The following is a 22547-nucleotide window of genomic DNA, read 5'->3' as shown; positions in this document are numbered from 1 at the left end:
GTACACGGTTGAGGAAGAACGGCACGCGCGCGGAAGCGGGGCACGGATGAGTGTGGACGAGATCGGTACGCAGTGGCAGCCCGACGCCGGGGCGGACGAACCGGGCTGGGACGTCGACCCGGACGACGAGTCGGGCGTCGCGGTGGTCGCCGCCGTGGGCCGCCAGATCAGGGCCTGGCGGGAGGCGGCGGGGCTCACGGCGGCGGAGTTCGGGACGCGGCTCGGTTACGGGGAGAACCTGATCTACAAGGTGGAGGGCGGTCGGCGGATTCCTCGGCCGGAGCTGCTGGACATGGCGGATCAGGTGTGCGGAGCGGGCGGCAAGATCGCCGCGATGAAGCAGGACCTGGCGGCGGTGCGGTACCCGAAGAAGATTCGCGAGCTGGCGAAGATGGAGGCTCAGGCCGTCGAGCTCTCGGCCTACGGAAGTCACAACCTCCACGGTCTGTTGCAGACGGAGGAGTACGCGCGGGCGCTGTTCGGAATGCGGCGGCCGGCCTTCTCGCCCGACGAAGTCGATCGGCTGGTCGCTGCTCGCATGGCCCGAAAATCCATCTTCAGCCGCTCACCTGCGCCGGAGCTCAGCTTTGTGCAGGAAGAAGCGACGCTGCGGCGCCCTCTCGGGGGCAGAATGGTCCTGCGACGTCAGCTCGAACACCTTTTGGAGGTGGGGGAGTTGCGGCACGTTGAGATCCAGGTGATGCCGACCAGCCGCGAGGACCATGCGGGAATGGGTGGCGTGATGCAGGTGCTGAAGTTCAAAGACGGGTCCGCGGTGGGGCGTTCCGAAGGCGAGTTCGGCAGCCGTCCGGTCGCGGATCCGAGGCACCTGCGAATCATCGAGCTGCGAACTGGGATCATGCGGGCTCAGGCTCTCACGCCTCGGGAGTCGCGGGCCTTCATCGAGCAAGTACTGGGAGAGACATGATCAGCGAGAACTTCGGCGCCGACGTTCCTCGGCTGGAGTGGTTCAAGAGCAGCTACAGCGACAGCAGCGACAGCAACGAGTGCGTTGAGGTCGCGTCGGCGTCCGGTTCGGTGCACGTCCGTGACTCCAAGGACCTGTCCGTGCCGCCGCTCGCCTTCGGCGAGACCGCGTGGGCGGGGTTCGTTTCGTACGCCGCCGGTCGGTGACCCGGCACTGAGCGCCCCCCGAGGCTGCGGGGGGCGCTCAGGATCGTGGTGCGAGTGGCGGCAGCCGAAAAACGCGTGAGCAGGAGGCCGCCGGCTCCTACCCTGGCGTGGTGAGCGACTATGCGATGCCGGCCGAAGACGTGGTCGCGCTGGTTCAGCGGCTGGACGCCCACGGCGTGGATGCGTGCATCGGCGGCGGGTGGGGCGTGGACGCACTGCTCGGGGAGCAGACGCGAGACCACTCCGACCTCGACGTATGGGTGCCGGCCGCACACCTTGAGGCCCTGTTCCGCGCGTTCGCGGAGGCCGGTGTCGACCGGATCTTCCCGTGGCCGGACGATCGGCCGTGGAACTTCGTCCTGCACGACGGCGTCCGTCGGCGCATCGACCTGCACCTGTACGAGCCGCTTGCCGGAGGCAGGCTGCACTACGGGTCCGTGGTGACCGGTACGGTCTTCTCCGCCGACGCGCTTGCCGGGCGCGGATCGATCGCGGGCACCCCGGTTCGGTGTGAGTCGGCTGACTGGGCGGTGCGTTGCCACACGGGCTACGAGCCCCGTGACGTCGACCGCCACGACGTGCCCCTCCTGTGCCGGCGCTTCGGGCTTCCGCTGCCCGAGGGCTTTGAACCGCTCGGGCGGCCTTGACCTGTCCCGGCCCGTGCCTCTGCCCCGCCACCGAGCGGGCCGTCCGCTGGACGCCGCGGCGAGCAACCCCATGGGCCGGCGCTGCCACTGATCAGGCGCGGGGCGCCTGCGCGCCGGGTTCCGGGGACGGCGCCTCCATCGGGAAGTGGATCGGGCTGAGCAGGTACTGCGTGCGCCCGGGGCCCGGCTCGTTGGCGAGCTTCGGGGCGATGGCCGCGCGCAGGCCGCCGATCAGCTCCTCCAGCTCCGCCGGGCTGAGCCACAGCGCGTGCTGGCGGTAGCCCACCCGGTCGGCCACGGGGTCGGCCTCGTCGCGGGCCAGGTAGGCGGTGAACTCGGCCAGCAGGGCGGTCATCGCGGTGGTGAAGGCGCGCCGGTGGTCCTCCGGGGTGAGCGTGGAGACCGTTTCCGGGCTGATCGTGGCCCGGTCCTGGCGGAGCCGGTAGTGGCGTTCCACCGCACCGCGCACCCGGCGCTCCTCGACCACCTCAAGGAGCCCGCCGGACGTCAGCAGGTCGATGTGCCGGTAGACCGTGGCCTTGGACGCCTCCGGGATGCGGGTGCAGAGCTGAGAGGTGGTCAGGGTGCGCGCGCCGCCCATCGTGAGAACGATCCGCAGCCGGATGGGATGGGCGAGCAGGTCCAAGGAGTCCACCCGCTCACCTTCTCATGGCTGATACCTTTCTCAACTATGAGAACGGTTGAGGGTGGGGTGCCGGAGGCGGCGCGTCGGTTCGCCGCGCTGCTGCGGGCCGAGCAGTTCGAGGAGTCGGTGGAACTGTTCGCGCCTCCGCTGCGCGCGGCCGTGTCCGGAGAGCAGTTGCGGCTCGCGTGGGCGGCCGAGGTCGCCGGACGGGGCGGTTGCGCGGCCGTCGAGGAGCCGGTGGCCGAGGCCGGCTCGGCGCGCGCACGCATACCCGTGGTCTGCGCCGAAGGCGGGTTCACCGTGGTCACGTCGGCCGGGGCCGACGGTCTCTTGCAGGGGCTGCGGTTCGACGCGCAGGGCGGCGCCGCGTGGGAGCCGCCGGGGTACGTGGACGAGGACCGGTTCACCGAGTGCGACGTCGTCGTGGGCACCGGGCCGCTCGCGGTCCCCGGAACGCTCACCCTGCCCCGGGGCGAGGGGCCGTGGCCCGCCGTGGTGCTGCTCAGCGGTGGCGGCGCGTTCGACCGGGACGAGAGCAGCGGCGCGAACAAGCCGCTGAAGGACCTCGCGTGGGGCCTCGCCTCCCGGCAGGTGGCCGTGCTGCGCTTCGACAAGGTGACCTTCGCCCACCCGGACCGTCTGCGGCCGGACTTCACGATGGCCGACGAGTACGTGCCGCACGCCGTCGCCGCCGTCCGGCTGCTGCGGCAGCGGCCCGAGGTGGCTCCGGACCGCATCCACCTGCTGGGGCACAGCATGGGCGGCAAGGCGGCGCCCCGGATCGCCGCGGCCGATCCGTCGATCGCGGGTCTGGTGATGCTCGCCGCGGACACGCAGCCGATGCACGAGGCGGCCGTCCGCGTGGCCCGCCACCTGGCGCGGCTAGCGCCCGGGCCGGCCGCCGACGCGATGGTGGCGACCCTGGTCCGGCAGGCCGCCGCGGTCGCGGACCCGGGTCTCACGCCCGACGCGCCCCCGGAGTCGCTGCCGCTGGGGTTCTCCGCCTCCTACTGGCTCGACCTGCGCGGCTACGACCCGGCGGCCGCGGCGGCCGGGCTGGAATGCCCGATGCTGATCCTCCAGGGCGGCCGGGACTACCAGGTGACCGTCGCCGACGACCTGCCGGGCTGGCGGCGGGCCCTGGCGGGCCGGCCGGAGGTGTCCGTCCGGGTCCATGAACACCTCGACCACCTCTTCTTCGCCGGGAGCGGCCCGTCCACCCCGGCCGACTACGCACGGCCCGGCCATGTGGACCCCGCCGTGGTGGACGAGGTCGCGAGTTGGCTGACGCGGCACGAGACCCCGTAGCCGCCTGGTCTCAGACGTCGCCCGGACGCGGGCCGGGGCGCAGCGACGCCCCCCTGAGCCCGCGCAGCACCTCCGCCCCGATCTCCGCCAGCCGGGCCCCGTCCGGCGGTGTCGCGCCCAGGCCGATCGCGTAGCCCGTGCGGTCGGGGGCCGTGACCGGGCGCGGCCACACGCGACAGTCCGGGGCGCCCGCCTCCGCCAGGGCGGCGGTGAGGGCGAGGAGGCGTCCGCGGAGGCGGCCCTCCTCGGGCGGGGCCGCCGTCGCGAGGGCCCAGGCGGTGTGCTCGGTGAGGGTCGGCGGGGCGCAGAGCCGGTCCGGATCGGTGTCCAGGAGCTCCCAGGCCCGGAACAGCTCCGCCGTCAGCAAGTCGCGCCCTGCGGTGCTCACTTGGGTCGTGCAGGAACGGACCGGGGCCGTCGGGGTGTACACCGTGACCGGGTCGCCCGTCGCCGGGCCCTCGCCCACCGGGGTGCGCCAGTCCCATGCGGCCCAGGTCGCGAAGAAGTCCCGCAGGCCGCCGCCCTCGTGGGCCGTGCGGGCCGCGAGCAGCGCCCAGGCGATCCCCGGGAGGCCGCCGCACGGCGCGGAGTCCAGACCCCTCGCCGCCGCCCACTCCTTCACGCCCCGGGCCAGGGCGGTGAACGCCTCCCGGTGGTGCTCCGCCGCCGCGAGCACCGCCTCCGCGTCGCTCACCGCGCTCAGCGCGACCGCCGCCGCCTCGCCCGACTCCGCGCGGCGGGCGACCGCTTCGGCCGGGGGGAGGGGGCCCGTTGCCACGGTGACCAGGTCGACCCGCAGGCCGTCCACGTACCACCGCAGGCCCGGGACCCGGGCGCCCGTAACCTCGCGCAGGTCCCGCGCCTCCGGGAAGGCGGCGGCGAGCCGGTCCCGCACGCCCGGGACGTCGGGGAGCGCCGCCACCAGGTCCAGGTCCGCGCCGGGGCGTGCGCAGCCCATGCGCCGGGAGCCGACGAGGTGGACCAGTGCGTCGGGGAGGGCGGCGGCGACGCGGGCGGTCACGGCCTCGGTCTCCGGGGCGGAGCGCTCGGGTTCGGCGGCCACCCGGGAAGCCGCGCCGAGCCCCACCCGTACCCCGTAGTGATCCGACACATACAGCCCGCCCGGCCCGGGCTCTTCCCCGAGCAGGGCCGCCCCGCACGCCCGCAGCCGCTCCGTACGCAGCAGCACCCGGTCCAGGCGGGAGACCCGGCCCGAGAGGGACGAGATCGCGGCCAGCGGGTTGGCCGACGGGTCGAAGGTCGGGGTGTCGTCCGCCGGGCCGCGCACCTGCGTCCACGCGTCCGTCATCGCCAGGCGGGTCTGCGGGTGGTCGCCGCCGTCGTTGAAGTCGCCGACGAGTACGAGCTCGCCCGCCACCGCCGCCAACCCCGTTGCCAGATCCGTCAGTTCGGCGTCACGGCGGGTCGCGCCCTCGGGGGAGTGGTCGCTGCTGAGGTGCGTGACGGCCACCGTGACCGGGCCCTCCGCCGTCTCCACGACCGCCGCCGCGACCGCCTTGTGCGGGCCCAGCACGTGCACCGCCGCCTCGCTCACCGGCAGGCGGCTGAGCAGCAGCAGGCCGTTGTCCGGGACGTCGTGCCCGGCGGGGTCGGTCGCGAGCGTGTAGTGGGCACGCACCCAGTCGCAGCCCAGCAGCAGTGTGAGCAGCGCGGGCTCCACCTCCTGGAGCGCGATCACGTCCGCGTCCGCCGCGCGCAGGGCCTCGGCCAGCAGGGGACGGCGACGGGCGGTGTCGATCCGGTCGCTGTCGTAGCGGTCCCAGAGGGTGTTCCAGGTGAGGACCGTCAGCGGGCCGGGCGGGCCCTTCGTGCCCGTGGGCGCCGGTTCCCAGGTTCCCGTCGCCGGGGAGTACGCGTGCGGGATCCGGGCCGTGAAGTAGGGGGACGGCAGGCGGCGCGACTCTCGTATCCGGCCGGCGTCCGTCGCGTCGATGCGGTCCGTGCCCGTCGCCCGGTCCCAGACCACCTCGCCGTCCGCCTCGAAGAAGAGGACCCGGTGCCAGGGGATGTCCCCGCCCGGTGTGAACCGGTCCAGCGGCACCCGCTTCGGCTCCCGGCCGCGCTGCGCCACGCCCAGCACGAAGCGCGCCGGGTCGAAGCGGGCGTCCCAGCGGACCCGGTGGTAGATCTCCTCGCTCGTGCGCATCAGGCCCGGTCCTCCACGGTTCCGCTGCTGCCGACGTACCAGGTGCGGTGCGCCTGGCCGGGGTACGGGGGGACGAACCGGTGCAGCTGCGACGCCAGCACCTGCGGCGGTACGGGGTGCTCCCGGCGCCCGTTGCGCGCGGCCAGCTCCGCCTCGCCGACCCAGGCCACGGCATGGGTGACCAGCGCGTCGCGGCGGCGGGCGACCGCGTGGACCAGGGAACGCTGGTGCGGGTTGAGCGAGGTCGCGTCCCAGACCACCGTCGCGCCGGGGACGAGGGCCGCGTCCAGCCGGTCCAGACCCTCGCGCAGCACGTCCCCGTTGGCGCTCTGGTCCGCGCGCGAGCCCCGGGCCAGGCGCAGGTCGTCCAGCGAGATGTACGTGGCGACGCCCGGCAGGCCCCGGCCGAAGGTGCTCTTTCCGCTGCCCGGGGGCCCGGCCAGCTGGACCAGGCGCGGGAAGTCCCCGGACCGCCACCGCCAGGTCGCGGCGACCGCCTCCTCGGCGGTGGCGATGCGGCCGTCCGCGTACGCCTCGCGGGCCTGCGCCAGGCAGCGGTCGGCGGCCTCCGGCGAGAGATCGGCGAACGCCCCGGCGAGCCCGTCCGGCTCCCTTACGTCCTCGGCGTGCAGGGCCGACCACTCGACCTGCTCCCGCGCCACGGCCGTGTCCGCCAGCACCCCGGACACCGCGTGCAGCACGGGCAGGTCGGCGGCGAGCGCCATCCGGGCCAGCCCGGCGCGCCGCTCCTCGTCGGGGTAGGGGCGGTGCAGGCCGGGGGCGAGCCCTACGAGGTCCGCGACGCGGCGGGCGAGCGGCATGCCGAGGGCGGGGGCCAGCAGCGGGGCGAGGGCGGTGCGGCGGGTGCCGTGCAGCAGGGCGGCGAGGACGCCGGTGAGCCGGTCGTCACCGGTGCGGCCGAGGGCGTCCAGGGCATCGGCGGCGGCGAGGGCGGCGGCGCGGTGCGGGGTGTCCGGGGGGCCCGCGGCGCCGGGGACCTCGCGCGCCGGACCCGCGGGCCCCCCGGACACCCCGCCTCCCGGACCGGCACCCACCGCCGCCGCCAGCGCTGTCGGGTCGACGGGTGCTCCGGACCGTACCGCCCACAGCGCCGCCGCAGACCCGAGCCCGTTCTCCACGACCTCCGCGTGCATCCAGTGCGTATCGGTCACCACATGCCCCGGCCGCACCCACTTGCCGACGACGCGCCCGAACAGCGCCGCCGGGAAGTCCGCCGCCGGCCGCACGACGTACCCCTCCTGCCGCCCCGTGTCCGGCTTCAGCGCGCGCAGCGCCTTCGCGTCGAACACCCCGCGCCACAGCACCGGCGGCGCCGGGATGCCCAGGGAGCGCAGGAACTCCACCGTCCGGTCCCAGCCCAGGCAGCGGTCGCCGTCCCACACGGAAAACCCGTAGAAGTGGCTCTCCAGCGCCTCGTACGCGAGGGAGTGCCGGGCGAACATGTTCTCCCCGCAGATCCGCCACCCCGGCGGAATCCGGGGACCGACCCGCGCCTGGAGAGCCTTCACCCACGTCCGGGACGGATGGTGCGCCGAGTCCAGCGAACGGGCGTGCAGCCCGTCCGCGTACAACGTGGTGTTCTCCCCGTCCAGCTTCTCGGTGACGACGACCTCGGTCCCGGCCAGCGCGGCGAGGTCGGTCATCCGCACGTCGTCGGACGTGGCCCCGGGCGACCAGGGCAGATGAGGGGTCCGTGGATAGTGCGTCCGCATGATCTTCCGCCCCCGTACCGTCGCGCCGTTCCCGGCCGGAAACTGTAGGTGGGCGGGCCCCTCGCGTACGAACCAATAACGCGTACGGCCGGCTCGGCGAGGGGCTCCCGGACTCGGCTCCGCACCGGATGGATCACGAGTTCGACGCGGTCGGTTACGGACACGGCAGGTGCGGTGACGACAATGTCCGGTGATCTTGTGCGGCCCCGTGCCGTCCCGTACTCACCGTGAAAGGGCGAGCCCGTGAGCACCGTTGACGTTCGCGGCGGGGGAGCGGGGCCAGGTGCGGGTGCACGCGGACTACACGTTCGTCGACCCGGTGGCCCGGGCGGACGGGGACGGTGGCGTGACCCGGACGATCGTCCGCCGGGATCTGACGACCTCCCTGATGGACCCGGCCAGGAACCCGTACGACCGGCACCGGTCGCTGTGCGAGGACAAGTACAGCGGCTGCTGGACGTTGACCCGTACCTGATCCGGCCGGTCCGTGAAGGACCCCGATGCGTGCCCGCGTTTGACCAGCCACTCGGCCGGGGTAAGATCCCCGGCCCGATTGGCCAGGCTCGTGACCCGTATGGCACACTAGCCAGGTTGCTCGGTTGAGTGTCAATGCTGCGCGCCTCCCGCCGGGAGGACCGGAAGCGAGTCCCACAGTACTCGTCGGCCCCATGCGGGCCGGACGTACGGGAATCTTCCGGGAAGCGTAAGTGGGGCACCGGCCAGGCGCCCGGTGGGGTTTCACCCCCGGCAGCGTGGTCTTCGGCCCGCACCCCCTTGGTTGGGAAATCCTTCGGGACTTCTGCGTAGAGGGGATGCGACACGCCCGACCGCGTGGGTCGGAGGAGAAGTTACCGAACCCCGGGTTCCAGAGCGTTAAACGAGAGACAGGACTACTAGTAGCCATGGCGGGACAGAAGATCCGCATCCGGCTCAAGGCCTACGACCACGAGGTCATCGACTCCTCGGCGAAGAAGATCGTCGAGACGGTGACCCGCACTGGTGCGTCGGTCGCGGGCCCGGTGCCGCTGCCCACTGAGAAGAACGTGTACTGCGTCATCAAGTCGCCGCACAAGTACAAGGACTCTCGCGAGCACTTCGAGATGCGCACGCACAAGCGCCTCATCGACATCCTCGACCCCACGCCGAAGACGGTTGACTCGCTGATGCGCCTCGACCTGCCGGCGGGCGTCGACATCGAGATCAAGCTCTGAGGGGACGGGCCGAGATGAGCAAGAACATCAAGGGCGTCCTGGGCGAGAAGCTCGGCATGACCCAGGTCTGGGACGAGAACAACCGGGTCGTCCCGGTGACCGTCGTCAAGGCCGGTCCGTGCGTCGTGACGCAGGTCCGTACGAACGACAGCGACGGCTACGAGTCGGTGCAGATCGCCTTCGGCGAGATCGACCCGCGCAAGGTGAACAAGCCCCTCAAGGGTCACTTCGCCAAGGCCGACGTCACCCCGCGCCGCCACCTGGTGGAGATCCGTACCCCTGACGCGAGCGAGTACACGCTCGGCCAGGAGATCAATGCCGAGGTGTTCGAGTCCGGCGTCAAGGTCGACGTCACGGGCAAGAGCAAGGGCAAGGGCTTCGCCGGTGTCATGAAGCGTCACAACTTCCGGGGCCTCGGCGCCGGTCACGGCGTGCAGCGCAAGCACCGTTCCCCCGGTTCGATCGGTGGCTGCGCCACCCCTGGGCGTGTCTTCAAGGGCATGCGCATGGCCGGTCGCATGGGTAACGAGCGCGTCACCACCCAGAACCTGACCATCCACGCGGTTGACGCGGAGAAGGGTCTGCTCCTCATCAAGGGCGCGGTCCCCGGTCCGAACGGCGGCCTCGTCCTGGTCCGTACCGCGGCCAAGGGGGCTTGAGGTAATGAGCACCATTGACATCCTTTCGCCGGCAGGCGACAAGGCCGGTACCGTCGAGCTCCCCGCGGAGATCTTCGACGCGAAGACCAGCGTTCCGCTGATCCACCAGGTCGTCGTCGCACAGCTGGCAGCTGCCCGTCAGGGCACGCACAAGACCAAGACCCGTGGCGAGGTCCGCGGTGGTGGGCGCAAGCCCTACCGCCAGAAGGGCACCGGCCGCGCGCGCCAGGGTTCGACCCGTGCGCCGCAGTTCGTCGGCGGTGGCGTCGTCCACGGCCCGCAGCCGCGTGACTACTCGCAGCGCACCCCGAAGAAGATGAAGGCCGCCGCCCTCCGCGGTGCCCTCTCCGACCGGGCGCGTCACTCCCGCATCCACGTCGTCACCGGCGTGGTCGAGGGTGCGATCTCCACCAAGGCCGCCAAGACGCTGTTCGGCAAGATCTCGGAGCGCAAGAACCTGCTCCTGGTCGTCGACCGCGCCGACGAGGCCGCGTGGCTCTCCGCCCGCAACCTGCCCCAGGTGCACATCCTGGAGCCGGGCCAGCTGAACACGTACGACGTGATCGTCTCCGACGACGTGGTCTTCACCCAGGCCGCCTTCGAGTCCTTCGTGTCTGGCCCCCAGACCGCTGAGACCGAAGGGAGCGACGCCTGATGAGCGAGGCGACCGTTACCAGCAAGACCTACGACGACCCGCGCGACGTTCTCGTCAAGCCGGTTGTCTCGGAGAAGAGCTACGCGCTGCTCGACGAGAACAAGTACACGTTCATCGTCGCGCCGGGCTCCAACAAGACCCAGATCAAGCAGGCCGTGGAAGCGGTCTTCTCGGTCAAGGTCACCGGGGTCAACACGATCAACCGCCAGGGCAAGCGCAAGCGCACCAAGAGCGGTTTCGGCAAGCGCGCTGACACCAAGCGCGCCATCGTGACCCTCGCTGAGGGCGACCGTATCGACATCTTCGGCGGCCCGACCTCCTAGTGAGGCCGAGTCGTCCGGAATCGGACGAGGACTGAGAAATGGGTATCCGCAAGTACAAGCCGACGACCCCGGGCCGTCGTGGCTCCAGCGTCGCCGACTTTGTCGAGATCACGCGGTCCACGCCGGAGAAGTCGCTGGTCCGCCCCCTGCACAGCAAGGGCGGCCGTAACAACACCGGTCGTGTGACCGTTCGCCACCAGGGTGGTGGCCACAAGCGCGCCTACCGCGTGATCGACTTCCGTCGTCACGACAAGGACGGCGTGCCGGCCAAGGTCGCGCACATCGAGTACGACCCCAACCGCACCGCGCGCATCGCGCTCCTGCACTACGCGGACGGCGAGAAGCGCTACATCATCGCGCCGCGTGGCCTGGCGCAGGGCGACCGTGTCGAGAACGGCCCGGCCGCCGACATCAAGCCCGGCAACAACCTGGCGCTGCGCAACATCCCGGTCGGTACGACCATCCACGCCATCGAGCTGCGGCCCGGCGGCGGCGCGAAGTTCGCCCGCTCCGCGGGTGCCTCCGTGCAGCTGCTGGCGAAGGAGGGCACCATGGCCCACCTTCGTATGCCGTCGGGTGAGATCCGCCTGGTCGACGCCCGCTGCCGCGCCACCATCGGCGAGGTCGGCAACGCCGAGCAGTCGAACATCAACTGGGGCAAGGCCGGCCGCATGCGGTGGAAGGGCGTCCGCCCGACCGTCCGTGGTGTCGTGATGAACCCGGTCGACCACCCGCACGGTGGTGGTGAGGGTAAGACCTCCGGTGGCCGTCACCCGGTTTCGCCGTGGGGTAAGAAGGAAGGTCGTACTCGTTCGCCCAAGAAGGCGTCGAACAAGTACATCGTCCGCCGCCGCAAGACGAACAAGAAGCGCTAGGAGCGGGTTTAGATGCCGCGCAGTCTCAAGAAGGGGCCCTTCGTCGACGGCCACCTCGCCAAGAAGGTGGACGTACAGAACGAGGCCGGCACCAAGAACGTCATCAAGACCTGGTCCCGTCGCTCGATGATCGTCCCGGCCATGCTGGGTCACACCATCGCGGTGCACAACGGCAAGATCCACGTCCCGGTGTTCGTCACCGAGTCGATGGTCGGCCACAAGCTCGGCGAGTTCTCGCCGACTCGCACCTTCCGCGGCCACGTCAAGGACGACCGGAAGTCGAAGCGCCGCTAAAGCGGGGTGACTGACTATGACTTACACCGAAGGGACAACCATGGAAGCCAGGGCCCAGGCGCGGTACATCCGCGTCACGCCCATGAAGGCCCGCCGCGTGGTGGACCTCATCCGTGGCATGGATGCCACGGAGGCTCAGGCGGTCCTGCGTTTCGCCCCGCAGGCCGCGAGCGTGCCGGTCGGCAAGGTGCTGGACAGCGCCATTGCCAACGCCGCACACAACTACGACCACACCGACGCCTCTTCGCTGGTCATCAGCGAGGCGTACGTGGACGAGGGTCCGACCCTGAAGCGGTTCCGTCCGCGTGCCCAGGGCCGTGCCTACCGGATCCGTAAGCGGACCAGCCACATCACCGTGGTCGTCAGCAGCAAGGAAGGAACCCGGTAATGGGCCAGAAGGTAAACCCGCACGGGTTCCGGCTCGGCATCACCACGGACTTCAAGTCCCGCTGGTACGCCGACAAGCTGTACAAGGACTACGTCAAGGAAGACGTCGCCATTCGTCGCATGATGACGAAGGGCATGGAGCGCGCCGGCATCTCGAAGGTTGAGATCGAGCGCACCCGCGACCGCGTCCGCGTCGACATCCACACCGCTCGTCCGGGCATCGTCATCGGCCGCCGCGGCGCCGAGGCCGACCGCATCCGCGGCGAGCTGGAGAAGCTGACCGGCAAGCAGGTCCAGCTGAACATCCTCGAGGTCAAGAACCCCGAGGTGGACGCTCAGCTGGTGGCCCAGGCCGTCGCCGAGCAGCTCTCCTCCCGCGTCTCCTTCCGTCGTGCCATGCGCAAGAGCATGCAGAGCACGATGAAGGCCGGCGCCAAGGGCATCAAGGTCCAGTGCGGCGGTCGCCTCGGCGGCGCCGAGATGTCCCGCTCGGAGTTCTACCGCGAGGGCCGTGTGCCCCTGCACACGCTCCGCGCGAACGTCGACTACGGCTTCTTCGAGGCCAAGACGACCTTCGGCCGCATCGGCGTGAAGGTCTGGATCTACAAGGGCGACGTCAAGAACATCGCCGAGGTCCGCGCCGAGAACGCTGCTGCCCGTGCGGGCAACCGCCCGGCCCGTGGCGGCGCTGACCGTCCGGCCGGCCGCGGTGGCCGCGGTGGCGAGCGTGGCGGACGCGGCCGCAAGCCGCAGCAGTCGGCTCCGGCCGCCGAGGCCCCCAAGGCCGAGGCGCCCGCCGCTGCTCCGGCTGCTGAGAGCACCGGAACGGAGGCCTGACCGAAATGCTGATCCCCCGTAGGGTCAAGCACCGCAAGCAGCACCACCCGAAGCGCAGCGGCATGTCCAAGGGTGGCACGCAGGTTGCGTTCGGCGAGTACGGCATCCAGGCGCTGACCCCGGCGTACGTGACGAACCGTCAGATCGAGTCCGCTCGTATCGCGATGACCCGTCACATCAAGCGTGGCGGCAAGGTCTGGATCAACATCTACCCGGACCGTCCCCTCACCAAGAAGCCTGCCGAGACCCGCATGGGTTCCGGTAAGGGTTCGCCGGAGTGGTGGATTGCCAACGTCAAGCCCGGACGCGTCATGTTCGAGCTGTCGTACCCCAACGAGAAGATCGCCCGTGAGGCGCTTACTCGCGCGGCCCACAAGCTGCCGATGAAGTGCCGGATCGTCAAGCGCGAGGCAGGTGAAGCGTGATGTCGGCCGGTACCAAGGCGTCCGAGCTGCGCGAGCTGGGCAACGAGGAGCTCCTGAACAAGCTCCGCGAGGCCAAGGAAGAGCTGTTCAACCTCCGCTTCCAGGCGGCGACGGGCCAGCTCGAGAACCACGGTCGGCTCAAGTCCGTCCGTAAGGACATCGCCCGGATCTACACCCTGATGCGCGAGCGCGAGCTCGGTATCGAGACGGTGGAGAGCGTCTGATGAGCGAGAAGACTGTGACTGAGACCAAGACCGAGCGCGGCTTCCGCAAGACCCGCGAGGGCCTCGTCGTCAGCGACAAGATGGACAAGACCGTCGTCGTCGCCGTCGAGGACCGCGTGAAGCACGCGCTGTACGGCAAGGTCATCCGCCGTACGAACAAGCTCAAGGCCCACGACGAGCAGAACGCCGCCGGCGTCGGCGACCGCGTCCTCCTGATGGAGACCCGGCCGCTGTCCGCCACGAAGCGGTGGCGCATCGTCGAGATCCTCGAGAAGGCCAAGTAATTCCTGAGGGGACTTCCCCTCAGGTCAGTTCCGCCAGGCTCGGCAGGGGCTCCCGCAACGGAGCCCCTGCCGGGAACCGGCAGACGATCAGGAGATAGACGTGATCCAGCAGGAGTCGCGACTGCGTGTCGCCGACAACACGGGTGCGAAGGAAATTCTCACCATCCGTGTTCTCGGTGGCTCGGGTCGCCGCTACGCGGGCATCGGTGACGTCATCGTCGCCACCGTCAAGGACGCGATCCCCGGTGGCAACGTGAAGAAGGGTGACGTCGTCAAGGCGGTCATCGTTCGCACCGTCAAGGAGCGTCGTCGCCAGGATGGCTCGTACATCCGCTTCGACGAGAACGCCGCCGTCATTCTGAAGAACGACGGCGACCCCCGCGGCACCCGTATCTTCGGCCCGGTGGGCCGTGAGCTGCGCGAGAAGAAGTTCATGAAGATCATCTCGCTCGCGCCGGAGGTGCTGTAAGCATGAAGATCAAGAAGGGCGACCTGGTACAGGTCATCACCGGTAAGGACAAGGGCAAGCAGGGCAAGGTCATCGTGGCCTACCCCGCTCAGGACCGCGTCCTCGTCGAGGGTGTCAACCGGGTCAAGAAGCACACCAAGGCCGGCCAGACCGCTCGCGGTTCGCAGACCGGTGGCATTGTGACGACCGAGGCCCCGATCCACGTCAGCAACGTGCAGCTGGTTGTTGAGAAGGACGGCAACAAGGTCGTTACTCGCGTCGGCTACCGCTTTGACGACGAGGGCAACAAGATCCGTGTTGCCAAGCGCACCGGTGAGGACATCTGATGACTACCACCACCGCGCCGCGTCTCAAGACGCGCTACCGCGAGGAAATCGCCGGCAAGCTGCGTGAGGAGTTCTCCTACGAGAACGTCATGCAGATTCCCGGTCTGGTCAAGATCGTGGTCAACATGGGTGTGGGCGACGCCGCCCGCGACTCCAAGCTGATCGACGGTGCCGTCAAGGACCTCACCACGATCACCGGTCAGAAGCCGGCCGTCACCAAGGCCCGCAAGTCGATCGCGCAGTTCAAGCTGCGCGAGGGGCAGCCGATCGGCTGCCACGTCACCCTCCGCGGTGACCGCATGTGGGAGTTCCTGGACCGTACGCTGTCGCTCGCGCTTCCGCGTATCCGTGACTTCCGCGGCCTGTCGCCGAAGCAGTTCGACGGCCGTGGCAACTACACCTTCGGTCTCACGGAGCAGGTCATGTTCCACGAGATCGACCAGGACAAGATCGACCGGGTCCGGGGCATGGACATCACCGTGGTCACCACGGCGACCAATGACGACGAGGGTCGTGCCCTCCTTCGTCACCTCGGCTTCCCGTTCAAGGAGAACTGACCGTGGCGAAGAAGGCTCTGATCGCTAAGGCCGCCCGCAAGCCGAAGTTCGGCGTCCGGGGTTACACCCGGTGCCAGCGCTGCGGCCGGCCCCACTCCGTCTACCGCAAGTTCGGCCTGTGCCGCGTGTGCCTTCGTGAGATGGCTCACCGTGGCGAGCTGCCGGGCGTGACCAAGAGCTCCTGGTAATTCTCCTTCGCCCTTTGGGCGTTGGGAATCACCGGAGACTCTCGGTAAGCATCTGGTCGGCAGGAGCCCGGCCCCGCATGCCGTAGGCTTGCAGGGTTGGGCGCCTGCCGCCCATGACCGACTTACTACGCCGTAGGTCCCCGCACCGCACCCGTCCCGCCTCTGAGCGGGGAGAGGGATGGCGCATACAGGAAACCCCGGCGAGAGAGGCCGAAGGCCAACTCATGACCATGACTGATCCCATCGCAGACATGCTCACGCGTCTGCGCAACGCGAACTCGGCGTATCACGACGACGTCACGATGCCGCACAGCAAGATCAAGTCGCACATCGCGGAGATCCTCCAGCAGGAGGGCTTCATCACCGGCTGGAAGGTCGAGGACGCCGAGGTCGGCAAGAACCTCGTCCTCGAGCTGAAGTTCGGCCCGAACCGCGAGCGCTCGATCGCCGGCATCAAGCGAATCTCGAAGCCGGGTCTGCGTGTCTACGCAAAGTCCACCAACCTGCCGAAGGTCCTCGGCGGCCTGGGCGTGGCGATCATCTCCACGTCCCACGGTCTCCTGACCGGCCAGCAGGCCAGCAAGAAGGGCGTAGGTGGGGAAGTCCTCGCCTACGTCTGGTAGTCGGGAACGGAGGAATAGCTCATGTCGCGAATCGGCAAGCTCCCCATCCAGGTTCCCGCCGGTGTGGACGTCACCATCGATGGCCGCACGGTCAACGTGAAGGGCCCCAAGGGCACCCTCACGCACACCGTCGCGTCGCCGATCGAGGTCACCAAGGGTGAGGACGGCGTCCTGAACGTCGTCCGCCCGAACGACGAGCGTCAGAACAAGGCCCTGCACGGCCTGTCCCGCACGCTGGTGGCGAACATGATCACCGGTGTGACCCAGGGATACATCAAGGCGCTCGAGATCAGTGGTGTCGGTTACCGCGTCCAGGCGAAGGGCTCCAACCTGGAGTTCGCCCTGGGCTACAGCCACCCGATCCTGATCGAGGCCCCGGAGGGAATCACCTTCAAGGTGGAGACCCCCACGAAGTTCACCGTCGAGGGCATCGACAAGCAGAAGGTCGGCGAGACCGCGGCCAAGATCCGCAAGCTGCGGAAGCCTGACCCGTACAAGGCCAAGGGCGTCAAGTACGCCGGCGAGGTCATCCGCCGCAAGGTCGGAAAGGCTGGTAAGTAGCCATGGCATACGGCGTGAAGATCGCCAAGGGCGACGCCTACAAGCGCGCGGCCCGCAAGCGGCGCCACATCCGCGTCCGCAAGCACATCTCCGGTTCGCCGGAGCGTCCGCGCCTGGTCGTGACCCGTTCCAACCGTCACATGGTCGCCCAGATCATCGACGACATCGCGGGCCACACGCTCGCGTCGGCGTCGACCCTGGACGTCTCCATCCGTGGCGGCGAGGGCGACAAGAGCAGCCAGGCCAAGCAGGTCGGCGCCCTGGTCGCCGAGCGTGCCAAGGCCGCAGGCGTCGAGGCCGTCGTGTTTGACCGCGGTGGTAACCAGTACGCCGGGCGGATTGCCGCTCTGGCTGACGCCGCCCGTGAAGCCGGGCTGAAGTTCTAGCCCCGGTTCCTACGCACAGCGGACGTAACAGAGAGAGGTAAATCCAATGGCTGGACCCCAGCGCCGCGGAAGCGGTGCCGGTGGCGGCGAGCGGCGGGACCGGAAGGGCCGTGACGGCGGCGCTGCTGCCGCCGAGAAGACCGCGTACGTCGAGCGCGTCGTCGCGATCAACCGAGTCGCCAAGGTTGTGAAGGGTGGTCGTCGCTTCAGCTTCACCGCGCTGGTCGTGGTGGGCGATGGTGACGGCACCGTCGGTGTCGGTTACGGCAAGGCCAAGGAAGTTCCCGCGGCCATCGCCAAGGGCGTGGAAGAGGCCAAGAAGAACTTCTTCAAGGTCCCGCGTATCCAGGGCACCATCCCTCACCCGATCCAGGGTGAGAAGGCTGCGGGCGTCGTCCTGCTCAAGCCGGCTTCCCCCGGTACCGGTGTTATCGCCGGTGGTCCGGTGCGCGCCGTGCTGGAGTGCGCCGGCGTCCACGACATCCTGTCGAAGTCGCTCGGGTCCTCGAACCCGATCAACATCGTGCACGCGACCGTGGCGGCCCTCCAGGGCCTGCAGCGTCCCGAGGAGATCGCGGCCCGCCGCGGTCTGCCCCTCGAGGACGTCGCCCCCGCGGCTCTGCTTCGTGCGCGTGCGGGAGCGGGTGCGTAATGGCTCGCCTCAAGATCACGCAGACGAAGTCGTACATCGGCAGCAAGCAGAACCACCGCGACACCCTGCGTTCGCTCGGGCTCAAGCGCCTGAACGACTCGGTTGTCAAGGAGGACCGCCCCGAGTTCCGCGGCATGGTGCACACCGTCCGCCACCTCGTGACGGTTGAGGAGGTCGACTGACATGGCGGAGAACAAGCCGCTGAAGGCCCACGACCTCCGGCCTGCCCCGGGCGCCAAGACCGCCAAGACCCGTGTGGGTCGTGGTGAGGCGTCCAAGGGTAAGACCGCTGGTCGTGGCACCAAGGGCACCAAGGCCCGCTACCAGGTTCCGGAGCGCTTCGAGGGTGGGCAGATGCCCCTCCACATGCGTCTCCCGAAGCTCAAGGGCTTCAAGAACCCGTTCCGCACGGAGTACCAGGTCGTGAACCTGGACAAGCTCGCGACGCTCTACCCCGAGGGTGGAGAGGTCACGGTGGCCGACCTGGTCGCCAAGGGTGCCGTGCGCAACAACCACCTCGTCAAGGTCCTCGGACAGGGCGAGATCTCCGTGGCGCTGCAGGTTTCGGTTGACGCCGTCTCCGGCTCCGCCAAGGAGAAGATCACCGCCGCCGGCGGTACCGTCACCGAGCTCGTCTGAGACAACTCGGACACTCAGGTGACCTGAACATCCGACCGGGGATGCCCTCTCAAATGGGGCATCCCCGGTTGGTCGTTCCTAGGGGGGCATGTCCGCCGGTAAGGTGGCGTCCGTTGCTGTGGTAACCCCTGGGCCCACCCGCCCGGGGCTCCTTGGCTTTTACGTATCCGTCGATCCTCAAGACCGTCACCTCTACGCTCTGCGCGGGGGTCGCAGGAGGCACCGTGCTCACCGGCTTCGCCCGGGCGTTCAAGACGCCCGACCTGCGCAAGAAGCTGCTCTTCACTCTCGGCATCATCGTGCTCTACCGGCTCGGGGCCCACATCCCGGTCCCGGGTGTGAGCTACGAGAACGTCCAGACCTGTGTTGATCAGGCAAGCAAGGGCAACAACAGCCTCTTCGGCCTGGTGAACATGTTCAGCGGTGGTGCGCTGCTGCAGATCACGATCTTCGCGCTCGGCATCATGCCGTACATCACGGCCAGCATCATTCTCCAGCTGCTGACCGTGGTCATCCCCCGACTCGAGGCGCTCAAGAAGGAGGGGCAGTCCGGCCAGGCCAAGATCACGCAGTACACGCGCTATCTGACGGTCGCGCTCGCCATCCTCCAGGGCACCGGCCTGGTGGCCACCGCCCGCAGCGGCGCGCTCTTCAGCGGCTGCCCGGTCGCCGACCAGATCGTCCCGAACCAGTCGATGTTCACGACGATCGTGATGGTCGTCACGATGACCGCCGGCACCGCCGCCGTCATGTGGCTCGGTGAGCTCATCACCGACCGCGGCATCGGCAACGGCATGTCGATCCTGATGTTCATCTCGATCGCCGCCAGCTTCCCGTCCGCCCTCTGGGCCATCAAGACCAGCGGCAAGCTCGCGGACGGCTGGATCGAGTTCTTCACCGTGATCCTGGTCGGCTTCGTGATGGTGGCGCTCGTCGTCTTCGTCGAGCAGGCCCAGCGCCGTATCCCGGTGCAGTACGCGAAGCGCATGATCGGCCGCCGTTCCTACGGCGGAACGTCCACGTACATCCCGCTCAAGGTGAACCAGGCGGGTGTGATTCCCGTCATCTTCGCTTCTTCGCTGCTCTACATCCCGGCCCTCATCGTCCAGTTCTCCAACTCCAAGGCTGGCTGGGCGATCTGGATCCAGGACAACCTGACCAAGGGCACGCACCCGTACTACATGACCGCCTACTTCCTGTTGATCGTCTTCTTCGCCTTCTTCTACGTGGCGATTTCGTTCAACCCCGAGGAAGTCGCCGACAACATGAAGAAGTATGGTGGCTTCATCCCGGGTATCCGGGCTGGTCGACCTACTGCCGAGTACCTGAGCTACGTGCTCAACAGGATCACTTGGCCGGGCTCGCTGTACCTGGGTCTGATCGCTCTGGTGCCGACGATGGCGTTGGCAGGCTTCGGCGGCGCTAACCAGAACTTCCCGTTCGGCGGGACGAGCATCCTCATCATCGTGGGTGTGGGTCTGGAGACCGTGAAGCAGATCGAGAGTCAGCTCCAGCAGCGCAATTACGAAGGGTTCCTCCGCTGATGCGAATCGTCCTCGTCGGCCCGCCGGGTGCCGGCAAGGGAACGCAGGCTGCGTACCTTGCCAAGAACCTGTCGATTCCGCACATCTCCACGGGCGACCTCTTCCGCGCCAACATCAGCCAGGGCACCGACCTTGGCAAGCAGGCCCGCGCCTTCATGGACGCGGGGCAGCTGGTGCCGGACGAGGTGACGATCGGAATGGCCAAGGACCGCATGTCCCAGCCGGACGCGGTCAACGGCTTCCTGCTCGACGGCTTCCCGCGCAACGTGGGACAGGCCGAAGCCCTGGACGTGATGCTCAAGGACGAGGGCGTGAAGCTGGACGCCGTGCTCGACCTGGAGGTCCCCGAGGACGAGGTCGTGAAGCGGATCGCGGGTCGCCGCATCTGCCGCAACGACAGCGCGCACGTCTTCCACGCCACGTACAACCCGCCGAAGACCGAGGGTGTCTGCGACACCTGCGGCGGCGAGCTGTACCAGCGCGAGGACGACAGCGAGGAGACGGTGCGTACCCGGCTGGAGGTCTACCACACGCAGACCGAGCCGATCATCGACTACTACCGCGCGCAGGACCTGGTGGTCACCATCTCCGCGCTCGGCAAGGTCACCGAGGTGACCGACCGGGCCATGGAGGCGCTGAAGAAGCCCGCGGAGGGCTGAGCGCTCCCCACCCCGAAGTAGCGCAGTACAAGTCGGCCGCGGCGTCCTCGGACGCCGCGGCCGACTGCTTGTGGCCGCGTATCGTGGACTACCCGCCCCCGTCACCGTCCCTACCGGAAAGGCGCCGCAGCATGGTGCAGATCAAGACCCCCGAGCAGATCGCGAAGATGCGCGAGGCGGGGCTGGTGGTCGCTGCCATCCACGCGGCCACCCGTGAGGCGGCGGTGCCCGGCGCCACCACGCGCGACCTGGACCAGGTCGCCCGCAAGGTGATCGCGGACCACGGGGCGAAGTCGAACTTCCTCGGGTACGGCGGGTTCCCCGCGACCATCTGCACCTCGGTCAACGAGGTCGTCGTCCACGGCATCCCGGACGACAAGACGGTCCTGAAGGACGGCGACATCATCTCCATCGACGCCGGCGCGATCGTCGACGGCTGGCACGGCGACGCCGCGTACACCGCCTTCGTCGGTACGGGTCACGCTCCGGAGCTGATCGAGCTGTCCCGGGTGACCGAGGAGTCGATGTGGGCCGGCATCGCCGCGATGAAGGTGAACAACCGCCTCGTCGACATCTCCAAGGCCATCGAGTCCTACATCCGCCGCCAGCCCCGCCCGGCCACGGGCAAGTACGGGATCGTCGAGGACTACGGCGGGCACGGCATCGGCACCGAGATGCACATGGACCCGCACCTGCTGAACTACGTCTCCCGCAAGCGCGGCAAGGGCATCAAGCTGGTCCCGGGCCTCTGCCTGGCCATCGAGCCCATGGTCTCGCTGGGCACCCCGCACACCGAGGTGCTGGAGGACGAGTGGACCGTCATCACCACCGACGGCACCTGGTCCTCGCACTGGGAGCACTCCATCGCCCTCACGGAGCAGGGGCCGCTGGTCCTCACCGCCCCGGACTGCGGCCGCGAGCGGCTGGCGGCGTACGGGATCGAGGCGGCGCCCGACCCCCTGGGCTGATCGGTTGGCTCCGGAAGGTCTAAGGATCTCCCGGGGTGGGCAAACTTGACGGATTCGCCTTTGGGAGTCCGCTGACGTAGACTGACTCGTCGGCTCTCGTGCATCCGTGTGTCCGCATGCGAAGAGCGAAAGTCGATCAAGGTAGCCGATTCGAAGGGCGAAGCGTGGCCAAGAAGCAAGGTGCCATCGAAATTGAGGGCACCGTGATCGAGTCCCTCCCGAACGCCATGTTCAAGGTGGAACTTCAGAACGGTCACAAGGTCCTCGCGCACATCAGCGGCAAGATGCGTATGCACTACATCCGCATCCTCCCGGATGACCGGGTCGTAGTGGAGCTGTCTCCGTACGACCTGACGCGTGGCCGGATCGTCTACCGCTACAAGTAGATCTTGCCGCCGCCCGCCTCGGCGCGGTGTTGGCACTGACCCGGAGAACCTGACATCCCATGAAGGTCAAGCCGAGCGTCAAGAAGATCTGCGACAAGTGCAAGGTGATCCGCCGTCACGGCCGGGTCATGGTCATCTGCGACAACCTGCGCCACAAGCAGCGCCAGGGCTGACGCACGACCCCCTGCATCTCGCAGTTCTTCGCGCGACGCACGTAACACGTACATACGCAGAGCCCGTCCAAGCCACGGCTGACGACACCTCCGGCGGGGGCCGGGGACCCGGACGTACCACCTCTCCGAGTGAGAGGTCGGCGGTCGGGAGTGGTTCTGCGGAAGACCCCCGACTTAACAACTGGAGCCATTGAATGGCACGCGTTTCAGGTGTTGACATCCCGCGCGAAAAGCGCGTGGAGGTTGCCCTCACCTACGTCTTCGGTATCGGGCGCACCCGGTCCAAGGAGATCCTCGCCACCACCGGCGTGAACCCGAACACCCGCGTTCGTGACCTGGCCGAAGAGGACCTGGTCAAGATCCGCGAGTACGTGGACGCCAACCTCCGCACCGAGGGTGACCTCCGCCGCGAGATCCAGGCCGACATCCGCCGCAAGGTCGAGATCGGCTGCTACCAGGGTCTCCGTCACCGCCGCGGTCTGCCGGTCCACGGCCAGCGCACCAGCACCAACGCCCGTACCCGCAAGGGTCCGCGTCGCGCGATCGCCGGCAAGAAGAAGCCGGGCAAGAAGTAGTCCTCAGCGGACGCACTGCGAGCGACCGGAAT

The 22547-nt window shown here is 69.0% G+C and carries 35 protein-coding genes; 32 read left to right on the top strand and 3 right to left on the bottom strand.

Annotated features, from left to right (window positions below; all coding sequences use genetic code 11):
• The first annotated feature begins 46 nt into the window (after nucleotides 1-46).
• The 3 genes from BLW14_RS12525 to BLW14_RS12515 all read left to right on the top strand — a co-directional run bounded on the left by BLW14_RS12525 (nucleotide 47) and on the right by BLW14_RS12515 (nucleotide 1781).
• Nucleotides 47-928, top strand: coding sequence for a helix-turn-helix domain-containing protein (locus BLW14_RS12525; RefSeq protein WP_093707143.1), 882 nt, complete (start codon nucleotides 47-49; stop codon nucleotides 926-928).
• Nucleotides 925-1134 (top strand): DUF397 domain-containing protein, encoded by a 210-nt coding sequence (locus BLW14_RS12520; protein WP_093707141.1) that lies wholly within the window; start codon nucleotides 925-927, stop codon nucleotides 1132-1134. Before BLW14_RS12525 ends, BLW14_RS12520 begins: the two co-directional genes overlap by 4 nt.
• A gap of 110 nt (nucleotides 1135-1244) precedes the next feature.
• Nucleotides 1245-1781, top strand: coding sequence for a nucleotidyltransferase domain-containing protein (locus BLW14_RS12515; protein WP_256332753.1), 537 nt, complete (start codon nucleotides 1245-1247; stop codon nucleotides 1779-1781).
• A gap of 91 nt (nucleotides 1782-1872) precedes the next feature.
• On the opposite strand, the gene BLW14_RS12510 is transcribed toward BLW14_RS12515, so the two are convergent.
• Nucleotides 1873-2436 carry a helix-turn-helix domain-containing protein gene (locus BLW14_RS12510; protein WP_093707139.1) on the bottom strand — a complete coding sequence of 188 codons (564 nt, stop codon included), beginning with the start codon at nucleotides 2434-2436 and terminating at the stop codon, nucleotides 1873-1875.
• Nucleotides 2437-2472: 36 nt separating this feature from the next.
• Between BLW14_RS12510 and BLW14_RS12505 the strand changes: the two genes are divergently transcribed.
• Nucleotides 2473-3735, top strand: coding sequence for an alpha/beta hydrolase family protein (locus tag BLW14_RS12505; protein WP_093707137.1), 1263 nt, complete (start codon nucleotides 2473-2475; stop codon nucleotides 3733-3735).
• Nucleotides 3736-3745: 10 nt separating this feature from the next.
• Here BLW14_RS12505 and BLW14_RS12500 read toward each other — a convergent pair whose 3' ends face one another.
• Nucleotides 3746-5902 carry an RNA repair domain-containing protein gene (locus BLW14_RS12500; RefSeq protein WP_093707135.1) on the bottom strand — a complete coding sequence of 719 codons (2157 nt, stop codon included), beginning with the start codon at nucleotides 5900-5902 and terminating at the stop codon, nucleotides 3746-3748.
• On the bottom strand, nucleotides 5902-7635 hold the full coding sequence (locus tag BLW14_RS12495) for an RNA ligase family protein (RefSeq protein ID WP_093707133.1): 1734 nt from the start codon (nucleotides 7633-7635) through the stop codon (nucleotides 5902-5904). Before BLW14_RS12495 ends, BLW14_RS12500 begins: the two co-directional genes overlap by 1 nt.
• Nucleotides 7636-7888: 253 nt before the next feature.
• Here BLW14_RS12495 and BLW14_RS12490 point away from each other — a divergent pair, with 253 nt between their 5' ends.
• The 28 genes from BLW14_RS12490 to rpsM all read left to right on the top strand — a co-directional run bounded on the left by BLW14_RS12490 (nucleotide 7889) and on the right by rpsM (nucleotide 22515).
• Nucleotides 7889-8110, top strand: a complete 222-nt coding sequence (locus BLW14_RS12490; protein ID WP_256332752.1) for a hypothetical protein — start codon at nucleotides 7889-7891, stop codon at nucleotides 8108-8110.
• A gap of 427 nt (nucleotides 8111-8537) precedes the next feature.
• Nucleotides 8538-8846: a 30S ribosomal protein S10 gene (rpsJ, locus tag BLW14_RS12485; RefSeq protein WP_003948644.1), complete on the top strand. Its 309-nt coding sequence runs from the start codon at nucleotides 8538-8540 to the stop codon at nucleotides 8844-8846.
• A 14-nt stretch (nucleotides 8847-8860) separates the two neighbouring features.
• The gene (gene rplC / locus BLW14_RS12480; protein ID WP_018101228.1) at nucleotides 8861-9505 is read left to right on the top strand and encodes a 50S ribosomal protein L3; all 645 of its coding nucleotides are present in this window, start codon (nucleotides 8861-8863) and stop codon (nucleotides 9503-9505) included.
• A gap of 4 nt (nucleotides 9506-9509) precedes the next feature.
• Nucleotides 9510-10160, top strand: a complete 651-nt coding sequence (gene rplD / locus BLW14_RS12475; protein ID WP_018519295.1) for a 50S ribosomal protein L4 — start codon at nucleotides 9510-9512, stop codon at nucleotides 10158-10160.
• Entirely contained in the window at nucleotides 10160-10483 is a 324-nt protein-coding gene (gene rplW / locus BLW14_RS12470; RefSeq protein WP_018101226.1) for a 50S ribosomal protein L23, read from the top strand. The genes rplD and rplW overlap by 1 nt, the downstream gene beginning before the upstream one ends.
• 38 nt (nucleotides 10484-10521) lie before the next feature.
• Nucleotides 10522-11358 carry a 50S ribosomal protein L2 gene (gene rplB, locus BLW14_RS12465; protein WP_018519294.1) on the top strand — a complete coding sequence of 279 codons (837 nt, stop codon included), beginning with the start codon at nucleotides 10522-10524 and terminating at the stop codon, nucleotides 11356-11358.
• Between the two features lie 12 nt (nucleotides 11359-11370).
• On the top strand, nucleotides 11371-11652 hold the full coding sequence (gene rpsS / locus BLW14_RS12460) for a 30S ribosomal protein S19 (protein WP_018101224.1): 282 nt from the start codon (nucleotides 11371-11373) through the stop codon (nucleotides 11650-11652).
• 40 nt (nucleotides 11653-11692) lie between these two features.
• Complete coding sequence (gene rplV, locus BLW14_RS12455; RefSeq protein ID WP_004571827.1) at nucleotides 11693-12040, top strand: 50S ribosomal protein L22; 348 nt, start codon at nucleotides 11693-11695, stop codon at nucleotides 12038-12040.
• A complete protein-coding gene (gene rpsC, locus BLW14_RS12450; protein ID WP_018519293.1) occupies nucleotides 12040-12876 on the top strand; it encodes a 30S ribosomal protein S3 in 837 nt (278 codons plus the stop codon). Before rplV ends, rpsC begins: the two co-directional genes overlap by 1 nt.
• 5 nt (nucleotides 12877-12881) lie before the next feature.
• A complete protein-coding gene (gene rplP, locus BLW14_RS12445) occupies nucleotides 12882-13301 on the top strand; it encodes a 50S ribosomal protein L16 (protein WP_018101222.1) in 420 nt (139 codons plus the stop codon).
• A complete protein-coding gene (gene rpmC / locus BLW14_RS12440) occupies nucleotides 13301-13525 on the top strand; it encodes a 50S ribosomal protein L29 (protein ID WP_014047786.1) in 225 nt (74 codons plus the stop codon). Before rplP ends, rpmC begins: the two co-directional genes overlap by 1 nt.
• Complete coding sequence (gene rpsQ / locus BLW14_RS12435; protein ID WP_018519292.1) at nucleotides 13525-13809, top strand: 30S ribosomal protein S17; 285 nt, start codon at nucleotides 13525-13527, stop codon at nucleotides 13807-13809. Before rpmC ends, rpsQ begins: the two co-directional genes overlap by 1 nt.
• 100 nt (nucleotides 13810-13909) lie before the next feature.
• Nucleotides 13910-14278 carry a 50S ribosomal protein L14 gene (gene rplN, locus BLW14_RS12430; RefSeq protein WP_003966950.1) on the top strand — a complete coding sequence of 123 codons (369 nt, stop codon included), beginning with the start codon at nucleotides 13910-13912 and terminating at the stop codon, nucleotides 14276-14278.
• 2 nt (nucleotides 14279-14280) lie between these two features.
• Nucleotides 14281-14604, top strand: coding sequence for a 50S ribosomal protein L24 (gene rplX / locus BLW14_RS12425; protein ID WP_003966949.1), 324 nt, complete (start codon nucleotides 14281-14283; stop codon nucleotides 14602-14604).
• On the top strand, nucleotides 14604-15161 hold the full coding sequence (rplE, locus tag BLW14_RS12420) for a 50S ribosomal protein L5 (protein ID WP_018101220.1): 558 nt from the start codon (nucleotides 14604-14606) through the stop codon (nucleotides 15159-15161). The genes rplX and rplE overlap by 1 nt, the downstream gene beginning before the upstream one ends.
• Nucleotides 15162-15163: 2 nt before the next feature.
• Nucleotides 15164-15349: a type Z 30S ribosomal protein S14 gene (locus tag BLW14_RS12415; RefSeq protein ID WP_003948630.1), complete on the top strand. Its 186-nt coding sequence runs from the start codon at nucleotides 15164-15166 to the stop codon at nucleotides 15347-15349.
• Nucleotides 15350-15573: 224 nt separating this feature from the next.
• Entirely contained in the window at nucleotides 15574-15972 is a 399-nt protein-coding gene (rpsH, locus tag BLW14_RS12405; protein ID WP_018519291.1) for a 30S ribosomal protein S8, read from the top strand.
• A 21-nt stretch (nucleotides 15973-15993) separates the two neighbouring features.
• Complete coding sequence (gene rplF, locus BLW14_RS12400; RefSeq protein ID WP_018101218.1) at nucleotides 15994-16533, top strand: 50S ribosomal protein L6; 540 nt, start codon at nucleotides 15994-15996, stop codon at nucleotides 16531-16533.
• 2 nt (nucleotides 16534-16535) lie between these two features.
• Entirely contained in the window at nucleotides 16536-16919 is a 384-nt protein-coding gene (rplR, locus tag BLW14_RS12395; RefSeq protein WP_018101217.1) for a 50S ribosomal protein L18, read from the top strand.
• 46 nt (nucleotides 16920-16965) lie between these two features.
• The gene (rpsE, locus tag BLW14_RS12390; RefSeq protein ID WP_018101216.1) at nucleotides 16966-17571 is read left to right on the top strand and encodes a 30S ribosomal protein S5; all 606 of its coding nucleotides are present in this window, start codon (nucleotides 16966-16968) and stop codon (nucleotides 17569-17571) included.
• Nucleotides 17571-17753, top strand: a complete 183-nt coding sequence (gene rpmD / locus BLW14_RS12385; RefSeq protein ID WP_003966943.1) for a 50S ribosomal protein L30 — start codon at nucleotides 17571-17573, stop codon at nucleotides 17751-17753. The genes rpsE and rpmD overlap by 1 nt, the downstream gene beginning before the upstream one ends.
• 1 nt (nucleotide 17754) lies before the next feature.
• Nucleotides 17755-18210 carry a 50S ribosomal protein L15 gene (rplO, locus tag BLW14_RS12380; RefSeq protein ID WP_018519290.1) on the top strand — a complete coding sequence of 152 codons (456 nt, stop codon included), beginning with the start codon at nucleotides 17755-17757 and terminating at the stop codon, nucleotides 18208-18210.
• 224 nt (nucleotides 18211-18434) lie between these two features.
• Entirely contained in the window at nucleotides 18435-19754 is a 1320-nt protein-coding gene (gene secY / locus BLW14_RS12375; protein WP_093707131.1) for a preprotein translocase subunit SecY, read from the top strand.
• Nucleotides 19754-20413: an adenylate kinase gene (locus tag BLW14_RS12370; protein WP_018519288.1), complete on the top strand. Its 660-nt coding sequence runs from the start codon at nucleotides 19754-19756 to the stop codon at nucleotides 20411-20413. The genes secY and BLW14_RS12370 overlap by 1 nt, the downstream gene beginning before the upstream one ends.
• A 131-nt stretch (nucleotides 20414-20544) precedes the next feature.
• On the top strand, nucleotides 20545-21381 hold the full coding sequence (gene map / locus BLW14_RS12365) for a type I methionyl aminopeptidase (RefSeq protein WP_093707129.1): 837 nt from the start codon (nucleotides 20545-20547) through the stop codon (nucleotides 21379-21381).
• 164 nt (nucleotides 21382-21545) lie between these two features.
• Entirely contained in the window at nucleotides 21546-21767 is a 222-nt protein-coding gene (gene infA / locus BLW14_RS12360; protein WP_003956442.1) for a translation initiation factor IF-1, read from the top strand.
• A 59-nt stretch (nucleotides 21768-21826) separates the two neighbouring features.
• Complete coding sequence (gene rpmJ, locus BLW14_RS12355) at nucleotides 21827-21940, top strand: 50S ribosomal protein L36 (RefSeq protein ID WP_003956441.1); 114 nt, start codon at nucleotides 21827-21829, stop codon at nucleotides 21938-21940.
• A 194-nt stretch (nucleotides 21941-22134) separates the two neighbouring features.
• Nucleotides 22135-22515 (top strand): 30S ribosomal protein S13, encoded by a 381-nt coding sequence (gene rpsM / locus BLW14_RS12350; RefSeq protein ID WP_018519286.1) that lies wholly within the window; start codon nucleotides 22135-22137, stop codon nucleotides 22513-22515.
• The last annotated feature ends 32 nt before the right edge of the window (nucleotides 22516-22547 follow it).

This window comes from Streptomyces sp. 2131.1 (genome assembly GCF_900105515.1).
Taxonomy (GTDB): domain Bacteria; phylum Actinomycetota; class Actinomycetes; order Streptomycetales; family Streptomycetaceae; genus Streptomyces; species Streptomyces drozdowiczii.
Note: the sequence above shows the minus strand (reverse complement) of the source record. Positions and strands in the feature narration are given on the sequence as shown.